This is a genomic window from Rhodovulum sp., from assembly GCF_011048875.1.
Lineage (GTDB): Bacteria > Pseudomonadota > Alphaproteobacteria > Rhodobacterales > Rhodobacteraceae > Rhodovulum > Rhodovulum tesquicola.
In genome coordinates, this window is record NZ_DSDD01000225.1 from 1 (window position 1) to 7725 (window position 7725).

The following is a 7725-nucleotide window of genomic DNA, read 5'->3' on the forward strand; positions in this document are numbered from 1 at the left end:
CAGCTTTTCACGCCGCGCAATATCGGCTGGAAAGGCTATGTGACCCGGCTTCTGCGCACCGAGTTCGCAACCCCGACCACGGCCGCCCGCGCGCGTGCGCCGCTAGCAGGCTCTGCCGCGCTGGGGGCCGCGCTTACGGGGCCGACGGCCATCGAGGACATCAGCGGCAAGCTGCGGCCGGTCTACCCGTCGCGGGGGGCCTGGGAAGCGCCCTGAGCCCGGCGCAGGGCAGGGGCAAGCGGCTTTACTCACGGGGACGGTTTCGACATAAGGCAAGTGCCTTTGAAAAGAGCCGTTCCCGTGCCCGATTTGCCGCGCCTTGCCTATTTGACATCGCTCTACCCGGCCGCGTCCCACACCTTTATCCTGCGCGAGGTGACGGCACTGAGGGCGCTGGGTTTCGAGGTCGAGACCTGCTCGATGCGCCGGCCGGATGCGATCCATCTGATCGGGCCCGAAGAGGAGGAGGCGCTGTCCACGACCTTCTATGTGGTCGCGGCGGGCCTGAACCCGGTCACCCTTTTCAGGGCGCTCGTGGCGGCGCTGGCGGCGCCCGGGCGGCTTGTCCGGGCGCTGGGGCTGGCCTGGCGCACCGCGCTGCCCGGGCTGCGGGGCAGTCTAAGACAGGTCTTCTACCTCGCCGAGGCGATGATCCTGGCGCGCCGGCTCAGGGCGCGGGGGATCGGGCATCTGCACAATCATTTCGCCGATGCCTCCGCCAATGTGGCGATGCTGACCTCGGCCTTGTCGGGGATTCCCTTCAGCTACACGCTGCACGGCCCGGCCGAGCTTTACGAGCCCGAGAAATGGCAACTCAGGGAAAAGACCGCGCGGGCGGCCTTTGTGGTCTGCATCAGCCATTTCGCCCGCAGCCAGGCGATGTATTTCTCAGACCCCGCCCATTGGCCGAAGATCCATATCGTCCATTGTGGTGTCCTGCCCGAACGCTATGACCGCCCTGACCCGCCGCGCCCTCCGGGCACGCATCTGGTCTTTGTCGGGCGGCTGACGCCGATCAAGGGGCTGCGCGTTCTGATCGAGGCCTTTGCCGAGGCGCGCAGGACCCGGCCCAGCCTGCACCTGACGCTGATCGGCGATGGCGATGACCGGGCGCATCTGGAACGCCAGGCCGCGCCTCTGGGAGGGGCTGTCACCTTTGCCGGGTTCCAGAGTCAGGACGGGGTGGCCGCAGCGCTGGCCGCGTCAGATATCTTCGTGCTGCCCAGCTTTGCCGAGGGCCTGCCCGTGGTGCTGATGGAGGCGCTGGCCGCGGCCCGGCCGGTAATCTGTACCCAGGTGGCCGGGGTGGGCGATCTTGTCGAGGAGGGTGTGTCGGGCTTTCTGGTCCCACCCGGAGACGCGGTCGCGCTGGCCGAACGGATCGGACGGCTTGCCGACGATCCGGCGCTGCGCCGGGCGATGGGCGCGCGGGGGCGCGAGAAGGTGCGCGCCGAGTTCGACATTCGTCAGGAAGCTGCCCGAATGGGAACGCTTTTCGCAGCTAGAGGCGGGACCGCGATACGCCCCGCCCCCTACACGGATTCTGCCTGATGTGCGGCATTGCCGGATTTCTCTGCACCCCAGGCCAGGGGCCTGCCCCCGAACCGGCAATCCGGGCCATGATGGCCGCGATCGCCCATCGCGGCCCGGACAGCCGGGGGCATTGGGCCGATCCCGAGGCGGGCGCGGTGCTCGGGCATGTGCGGCTTGCGATCGTCGATCTAAGCCCCGCAGGCCATCAGCCGATGCTGTCGCCCTCGGGGCGGTATGTGCTGAGCTTCAACGGCGAGATCTACAATCACCAGGCGCTGCGCCGGGCGCTTGAAGAGTCTGGCAGGGCGCCGCGCTGGCACGGCAGTTCGGATACCGAGACCCTGCTGGCGGGCATTGACGCCTGGGGGCTGCGCGCCACGCTCGAACGCGCCATAGGCATGTTCGCCCTTGGCCTGTGGGACCGCGAAAGCCGCAGCCTGACGCTTGTCCGCGACCGGATGGGGGAAAAGCCGCTCTATTACGGCTGGCAGGGACAGGGCCCGGGGCGCAGCCTGATGTTCGGATCCGAGCTGAAGGCGCTGCGCGCCCATCCCGCCTTCGAGGGACGGATCGCGCGCAATGCCCTGGTCGAGGTGCTGCGCCACGGCCATGTCGGCGAGGACCGGTCGATCCACGACGGCATCGCCAAGGTCCGGCCCGGCGAGATCGTGACGATCACGGCGTCCACCGGCGCGATGACGCGCGAAACCTATTGGGACGGCGCCGCCATTGCCGCAGCGCCCAAGCCGCCGCGGATGTCCGACCGGGACGCGGTCGACCGGCTCGAGGCGCTGCTGATGGACGCGGTGGGCCAGCAGATGATGTCGGACGTGCCGCTCGGTGCGTTCCTTTCGGGGGGGATCGACAGCTCGACCGTGGTGGCGCTGATGCAGCGCCAGTCGGACCGGCCGGTGCATACCTTTTCAATCGGCTTTCACGAGGCGCGCTACAACGAGGCGGAATTCGCCCGTGCGGTGGCGGCCCATCTGGGCACCCGGCATACCGATCTCTATGTTTCGGACCAGGACCTGCGCGATGTCGTGCCGCTGTTGCCGCGGATGTATGACGAGCCCTTCGCCGACAGTTCGCAGATCCCGACCTATCTTGTCTCGAAACTGGCCCGAAGCCATGTCACCGTCTCGCTGTCGGGCGATGGCGGGGACGAGTTGTTCTGCGGCTATGGCCGGTACCGGGACGCCGCTCGGCTGCGGGCCCGGCTTGCCGCCCTGCCCGCGCCACTGCGCCGGGCCGGCGGCAGCGCGCTCCGGGCGATCCCGGCGGGGCTGATCACCCGGGCACTGGTGCCGCTGATCCCCACGCCCCAGGGCAAGGAACCGATCGGCCAGCGCCTGCACCGGCTGGCCAATTATGCCCGGCAACCCGATCTGGACAGCCTGCACCGCACCATGGTCTCGGTCTGGCGCTTCCCCGAGGCCGCGGTGCCGGGGGCAAGCCATCCGACCTCGCTTCTGGACGCGCATCTGCCGCCGCGCGGGGGCTTGGGCGATATCGAGCGGATGATGCAGCTCGACATGCTGGGCTACATGGTGGACGACATCCTGGTCAAGGTCGACCGCGCGAGCATGGCGGTGGCGCTGGAAAGCCGGGCGCCGCTGCTGGACCCCCGGGTGGTGGAATTCGCCTGGGCGCTGCCCGAGGACCAGAAGCTGCGCGACGGCGTCACGAAATGGGCGCTGCGCCAGGTGCTGTATCGCCATGTGCCGCCAGAGCTGATTGAACGGCCGAAGATGGGCTTCGAGGTGCCGATCGGGATCTGGCTGCGCGGCGGGCTGAAGGACTGGGCCGCCGCGCTTCTCGAACCGGCACGGCTGCGGCGCGAGGGCCATTTCGACGCCGATCTGATCGGACGGATGTGGCAACAGCATCTCTCGGAACATTTCAACTGGGGCGCGCAGCTCTGGTGCGTTCTCATGGTACAATCTTGGCTCGAGAACACTCGACAGGTGAGCGCAGATGGCTAAACTGTCGTCATGCCGATGTTTTGCACCGGATGAGGGGATCGGGAGTGGCCGCCCAGCCGACATGCCCGGACCGTCCGCGGATGACATTTACCCGGCCCGTGGCCGATCTGGTTTGCGGGGAATACCGGCAGGCCAGGGCGATCCTCGAATACGGCTCGGGCGGATCGACCCTGTTTGCCGCCGAACAGCCGGGCAAGCGGGTCTTCTCGGTGGAATCCGATCCTCGCTGGGCGCGCAGGATCGACGGCCATATCGCCGCCTCCTGCCCGGGCTCGCAGGTCACGCTGCATCACGCCGATATCGGCCCGACCGGGGAATGGGGCTTTCCCGCGCGCTATTCCTATCTCGATGCGCCACGCTACCTGCGCTATGCGCGGTCGGTCTGGGACCGGCCCGAGACACCGAACGCGGCTGGCAGGCCGTTCGCGACCATCTGCGCCCGGACCAGGTGTTCGAGATCAGATACGAGCGTCTCATCCGGGACACCGAGACCGTCCTGCGGCAGGTCTGCGCCTTTTGCGGGCTGTCCTTCGATCCGCGGATTCTGGCCTATGACGCGAACAGCACCTATTCGAAACCCGATACAAGTTTGGTGGAGCAATGGAAGCGCATGCAGACCCCGCGCGAGATCGGGCTCGTGGAATACAGGATCGGCGCGCTGCTGACCGAAACGGGCTACGCCCCGAGCGGCCATCCGGCAACACCCCGGGCCGCCTGGAAAGGCTGGCGCTGGCGGTGCAGAACAGGCGGGCGATCTGGGCCACCCGGATCGGACGCTACGGGCTGGCCGATCCGCTGGCCGTGTCGATCGCCAACCGGCTGGGTCTTCCGGGCCTCGGGCGGGGGGCGCAACGGCGCATGGACGACAAGCTGGTGCGGTATCTGAAATAGGCTCTGGTATGGCGGAAACCGACAGAATGGCCCCGATGCCCCTGCCATCCCCTGCGCTGATGACCGGTGCGCCGGGCATGCGGACGCGGCTGCTGGCCCGGGTGCTGCACGCAAAGCTGGCCCGCGGCACAGCCTTCGACAGCCTGCCCGCGCCCGAAATCCTCAACACGCCCGGGATATGCGAATGCCGGCCCGCGCTGTTCGAACCCGACCAGCTCGAGCGGGTGCGCGCCTGTGGCTTTCGCCGCTCGATCTATGACGAGGTCGCCAAGCTGACGGCCACCCGCTTTCTCGAAGGGCCGCTGGAGCGCTACCGGCTGGGTCCGGCCGTCATCGCGGGGGGATGGATCCTGACCCGCGAGCGCACGCTCTATTTCGGCGCGCGATCGCCGCTCAAGGCGCTCGGCGGTCCGCTGCGCGAACTGGACCGGGCCGAGATAGTCAGCAGCGAGCAAGGCGTGAAGTATTTCGGCCACTGGCTGCGGGACGACTGCCCGCTTTATGACTGGATACGCAACCGGGTGCAGCCCTTCGCCCTGACCCGGCCCAACTGGCCGGACCGCCATCTCTACGAGGCGGCCTTCGACCAGCGCTGGGAGACGCTGGATTTCGCCCGGATCGGCGATCTGACCGTCTATCGCGACCTGAGCTTCCACCACGAGAAGGACCAGCGCATCCGGCAGCTGCGCCAAAAGCTGCGCGCCGCCCATCCGGGCCGTCCGGGCGGGCAGATCGTCTATCTGACTCGTGGCCAGATGGGCAGCCCGCGGACCATGTCGAATGCCGCAGCCTTCGAGGCCGCAATGCAGGCCGCCGGCATCCGCGTGGTCACGCCCGGCTCGGACCCGGCCCGGCTGCTGGACGATCTGCTCGATGCCCGGATGATCATCACGATCGAGGGCAGCCAGGCCGCGCATGGGGTCTACATGCTGGCCGAGGGCGGGGCGATGCTGGTGCTGCAACCGCCCGAACGGTTCTACAATCCGCATCACGAATGGCTCCGGCTGCTCGGCATGCGCTATGGCACCGTGATCGGCACCAAGGACGAGACCAGCTTCCATGTCGATCCGGACGAGGTGCTGCGCATGGTGGACCGGATCGAGGCGGCCGAGTGAACGTTTCTTCTCCGGACCAAGACCGGCATGCGGCCTATCTCGCTACCCGGCATTTCGGCAGCCTCGACGGGCTGCGCTTCCTGTGCATCAGCCTGGTGATCTGGCATCACGTCCCGATCTGGCACGGGTTCGATCCGCTGTTCTTTTCCCGCGGCCATACCGGGGTGGATTTCTTCTTCGTGCTCTCGGGCTTCCTGATCACGACGCTTCTGCTGCGCGAGGAGGGTCGCGACGGCCGGTTCAGCCTGCGCGGGTTCTACTGGCGCCGGATCCTGCGCATCGTGCCGATCTACTTCTTCGTGGTGACCGTGGCAGCAGTCTGCGAGATCGGCATCAAGGGCGATTTCCGGAATCTCGACATTCTGCCCTATTACTTTCTCTTCATGGCGAATTTCATCGACGGGCGGAATATCGGCTTTCTCGATCCGACCTGGTCGCTGGCGGTCGAGGAACAATATTACCTGATCTGGCCCGCGCTCCTGCTGCTGGTGTCCAGGCGCTGGATCGTGCCGGTGCTGATCGGGCTGATCGGCTGGAATTTCGCGATCCAGCTCGATCTGTTCGACCTCGTCGGGATCACCGCGGTCGCGGTCGGGCCGCTCTCCTTCGGGATGGACGGGCCCACCTATGCGCCGATCCTGATGGGTTCGCTCGTGGCGATCGTGCTGCATGCGCCCGCGGGCTTCGCCCTGCTGTCCCGGCTGACCGGATTCCGCCCCGCGCCCTGGCTGTGGCTGGGGCTGCTCTGCCTGGCCTATGCCGCCCTGCCGCAGATCCTGCGCGGCTGACCCAACATGGTGGTGCATGGACTGATGTGCATGATGCTGGTCAGCCTGGTCGTGCGCGAGGATAACGGCATGGCACGGCTGATGCGCCTTGGGCCCATCGCCCGGATCGGCCAGATCAGCTATGGCATCTATCTCTACCACCTGTTCGCGCTGGCGGTGGTCATGAAGGCGTTCGAGCTTCTGGGATGGACCGGCTGGGGCTGGATTCTGATTCTCTATTACGCGCTGGCCATCCTGATCTCGGAAATCAGCTTCCGCACGCTGGAGCATTATTTCATGCGCTTCCGCCGCAAGGGCTGGGAACGGGCGCAACCCGCGTGACGGCGGCAAGTTGCCAATCGACCGGAGGGCGGGCGGCAAGATTACGCTCGGGCCGTTCGGCCCCGGGCAAACCATGTCGCCATTGCAGCATGTTGCCTGACAGGATGACCCTACGTCAGTTCATTTCAGCAGGGTATCCATGCGATTCGTCATTTCCGGGCTTCTCGCCGGCTCCATCGCCACCGCATCCCAGGCTGCCTCCGTCCGCTACAGCTTCGACGTGATCGACAGCTCGGTCAGCTTCGAACAGCTCGAGAACCTGTCGGCCGGCCATCTCGTGCCGACCGGTTCCCCGGACCATGCCGCCATCACCGCCGCGATCCACCCCTGCGCGCCGCCATCGGCCAGAAGGGCCGGGTCGAGATCGAATTCTCCGATCACCCGGGGCCGGATCACGCGGCAGAGGGCTACAGGAAAGCCTCCTGCGTCTCGGGGTTCCTGTGCGATCTCGACGGCGGCCTGCTGGCGGGCAATGCCCTGCCTGCGGCCTATAACGCCTGGAAGCGGACCGGAAACGGCGCGCGCGAGCGTTTCGAGACCGCGATGCCCTGGGGCTATGCCGCAGCCTGGGAGTTCGAACCGGCCACCGGCACCGGCCGGTTCGCGACCTTCGACGATGCGCGGATCAGCGATATCGTGACCCATGGCGGCGAGAATTATTTCTGGTGGGGCCCCACGACGGAATTCACGCTCGCCAATGTCGCGCGGATCGACATTGTGCCCGCCCCCGCCCCGCCAGGCGCCCTGAACCTGCTTCTTGCCGCCGCGCTTCTGCCGCTGGGGGCACGGTTGCGCAGGACACGGGCAAATGATCGTCCAGCTCGCCTTTGAGTTGCATTTGTTCGTTCGAATTCAGCTATATATTTCGGGGTTTCTGCGTTAACGAGTATTGACGGCGCCCGGTCGTGGCCCCGCTTCACCGGGCGCCGTCCTGTTATTTCGGGTGGCGAGGATCTTTTGAAATGAAACCACTTCTTGCCGGCCTTCTGGCCATTCTGCTGACGCTTTCGGCCATGGACGACAGCCAGGCCGCCACGTTCCGCTTCAGTTTCGACGCGACCGGGACAGCCCTGACGACCTATGACCCCTGTACCG

General features: G+C 66.8%; 7 protein-coding genes and 1 pseudogene. 7 read left to right on the forward strand and 1 reads right to left on the reverse strand.

Annotated features, from left to right (window positions below):
- The 6 genes and pseudogenes from ENN83_RS07815 to ENN83_RS07840 form a co-directional block, all read left to right on the forward strand.
- Positions 1–216, forward strand: a 216-nt coding sequence (locus ENN83_RS07815) for a hypothetical protein (RefSeq protein WP_287185735.1), incomplete at its 5' end; no start/stop codon positions are given.
- Between the two features lie 84 nt (positions 217–300).
- Positions 301–1551 carry a glycosyltransferase family 4 protein gene (locus ENN83_RS07820; RefSeq protein WP_287185737.1) on the forward strand — a complete coding sequence of 417 codons (1251 nt, stop codon included), beginning with the start codon at positions 301–303 and terminating at the stop codon, positions 1549–1551.
- The gene (gene asnB / locus ENN83_RS07825; RefSeq protein WP_287185739.1) at positions 1551–3515 is read left to right on the forward strand and encodes an asparagine synthase (glutamine-hydrolyzing); all 1965 of its coding nucleotides are present in this window, start codon (positions 1551–1553) and stop codon (positions 3513–3515) included. The genes ENN83_RS07820 and asnB overlap by 1 nt, the downstream gene beginning before the upstream one ends.
- A gap of 316 nt (positions 3516–3831) precedes the next feature.
- Positions 3832–4401: a sulfotransferase gene (locus ENN83_RS07830; RefSeq protein ID WP_287185741.1), complete on the forward strand. Its 570-nt coding sequence runs from the start codon at positions 3832–3834 to the stop codon at positions 4399–4401.
- Between the two features lie 64 nt (positions 4402–4465).
- A complete protein-coding gene (locus ENN83_RS07835; RefSeq protein WP_287185742.1) occupies positions 4466–5521 on the forward strand; it encodes a glycosyltransferase 61 family protein in 1056 nt (351 codons plus the stop codon).
- Positions 5518–6630, forward strand: a pseudogene (locus tag ENN83_RS07840) (acyltransferase family protein). The gene ENN83_RS07835 and the pseudogene ENN83_RS07840 overlap by 4 nt, the downstream one beginning before the upstream one ends.
- Positions 6631–6837: 207 nt before the next feature.
- On the opposite strand, the gene ENN83_RS07850 reads toward ENN83_RS07840, so the two are convergent.
- On the reverse strand, positions 6838–7026 hold the full coding sequence (locus ENN83_RS07850; RefSeq protein ID WP_287185746.1) for a hypothetical protein: 189 nt from the start codon (positions 7024–7026) through the stop codon (positions 6838–6840).
- A 147-nt stretch (positions 7027–7173) separates the two neighbouring features.
- On the opposite strand from ENN83_RS07850, the gene ENN83_RS07855 reads away from it, so the two are divergent.
- Positions 7174–7461: a hypothetical protein gene (locus tag ENN83_RS07855; protein WP_287185748.1), complete on the forward strand. Its 288-nt coding sequence runs from the start codon at positions 7174–7176 to the stop codon at positions 7459–7461.
- Positions 7462–7725: the final 264 nt, after the last annotated feature.

What these genes read in the sequence shown, in the direction of transcription:
- ENN83_RS07835 (WP_287185742.1), top strand. Translation starts at nt 4,466, where the DNA reads ATGACCGGTGCGCCGGGCATGCGGACGCGGCTGCTGGCCCGGGTGCTG.
- ENN83_RS07830 (WP_287185741.1), top strand. Translation starts at nt 3,832, where the DNA reads ATGGGGCTTTCCCGCGCGCTATTCCTATCTCGATGCGCCACGCTACCT.
- asnB (WP_287185739.1), top strand. Translation starts at nt 1,551, where the DNA reads ATGTGCGGCATTGCCGGATTTCTCTGCACCCCAGGCCAGGGGCCTGCC.
- ENN83_RS07855 (WP_287185748.1), top strand. Translation starts at nt 7,174, where the DNA reads ATGCCCTGGGGCTATGCCGCAGCCTGGGAGTTCGAACCGGCCACCGGC.